This is a genomic window from Streptomyces sp. NPDC041135 (assembly GCF_055592085.1).
Genome location: NZ_JBVIYZ010000095.1, coordinates 1 through 1913, shown reverse-complemented (window position 1 = coordinate 1913; position 1913 = coordinate 1). Strand labels below are relative to the sequence as shown.

Sequence of the window (1913 nt, the reverse complement as noted above, 5' to 3'; positions counted from 1 at the left end):
ACCCCGTCCGCCACCAGCCGCCACAGCTCCTCCGGCGACGCCACCCCACCCGGATACCGGCACGCCATACCGACCACCGCCAACGGCTCGTCGGTCACGTCCGCGGGAACACCGGTCGTGGGCGCCGTCAGGTCGGGCAGCTCCAGGAGGTCCCGGACGACGTGCCCGGCGAGGGCGTTGGGCGTCGGGTAGTCGAAGACCAGCGAGGAGGGCAGGGCGAGGTCGAGGTCGGCGGCGAGACGGCTGCGCAGTTCGACCGCCGTCAGCGAGTTGTAGCCGAGGTCCTTGAACGTCAGCGCCGGATCGACCTCGTCCACGCTGTCGTAGCCGAGGATCTCCACCGTGTGCCGGCAGACCAGCGCGGCGAGCATCCTGGTGCGGATGCGGTCGCCCTGCTCGCCGGTCAGCGCCCGGAGCTTGTCCGCCCACCCGTTGGCGGCCGGTGTCTCCTCCGGCGCCTCCTCCGGTGGCTGCGCGGCGGCGTCCGGCCCGTCGATCCAGTGCCGCTTGCGCTGGAAGGCGTAGGTGGGCAGGGCGATGCGCCGACCGCCGCTGAGCAGAGGCAGCCAGTCGACCTCGGCACCGGTGACGTGGGCGGCCGACACCGCGGACAGGACCGTACGCTCCTCGCCCTTACCCGCCTGGAGCACGGACGTTGCCCCGAACCGGCCGGTCTCCAGGGCGCCTTGCACCATGGCGGTCAGTACGGGGTCGGGTCCGAGTTCGACGTACCGGCTCACGCCCTGTTCGCCGGCGAGGGTCTGGATGCCGTCGTGGAAACGGACGGTGCCACGGATGTGCCGGGCCCAGTACGCCGGGTCCGTCAGCTCCTCGGTGGTCGCCAGTCGCCCGGTGACGTTGGAGACGATCGGAATCGACGGGGCGTGGAAGGTGAGCGTCGAGGCGAGCTGGGTGAACTCCTGCAGCACCTCGTCCATGTGCGGGGAGTGGAAGGCGTGGCTGACGGTGAGCCGCTTGACCTTCACACCCTCCGCCCGGAAGCGCTCCGCGATGTCCTCCACCGCGTCCGCGTCACCGGAGACGACGACCGCCGCGGGACCGTTCACCGCGGCCAGATCCACCCGGCCCGCATACTCACCGATGACCGGAGCCACTACAGCTTCCGGCGCGGCCACAGCGAGCATCGCCCCGCCATCACGTGCGGCCTGCATCAGCCGGCCCCGTGCGGCGACGAGCCTGCCCGCGTCCTCCAGCGACAGCACCCCCGCGACGTGCGCGGCGCTCAGCTCACCGATGGAGTGCCCGATCAGCACGTCCGGGCGCAGCCCGAACGCCTCCACCAGCCGGAACAGCGCCGTCTCCACCGCGAACAGGGCTACCTGCGTGTACTGCGTCTGGTCGAGCAGGTTCGAGTCGCCGAAGACGACCTCCCGCAACGGCCGCTCCAGATACGGGTCGACCACCGCGCACACCGCGTCGAAGACCTCCGCGAACACGGGTGCCAGGTCGTACAGCTCCCGGCCCATCCCGACCCGCTGAGCGCCCTGGCCCGTGAACAGGAACGCCGTACGGCCCGAGTCCGCGACCCCGGTCGGCGCGTCGCCGTCCGCCAGGGCCGTCAGCGCGGCCAGCAGCTCGTCCCGGCCGCTGCCGAGCGCGACCGCCCGGTGCTCGAACACCGTCCGCGTCTCGACCAGGGACCGGGCCACATCCAGCACGCCCGCCGAAGCATCCGCCGTGACGAACTCCCGCAGTCGCGCCGCCTGTTCCCGCAGTGCCGCCGGCGACCGGGCCGACACGACCCACGGCACGGCGCGGGCGGTCTGCGCACTCTCCGCGGCGGTGGCCGTCTCCGGCTCCGGTGCCTGTTCGAGGATGAGGTGGGCGTTGGTGCCACCCATCCCGAACGAGGACACACCCGCCCGCCGCACCCCCTCGACCGGCCACTCCCC

General features: G+C 72.5%; 1 protein-coding gene. It reads right to left on the bottom strand.

The annotated features are described in order from the left end of the window. On the bottom strand, positions 1-1862 hold a 1862-nt coding region (locus ACZ6CZ_RS37970), incomplete at its 3' end, for an acyltransferase domain-containing protein (RefSeq protein WP_469030672.1). Between the last annotated feature and the right edge of the window lie 51 nt (positions 1863-1913).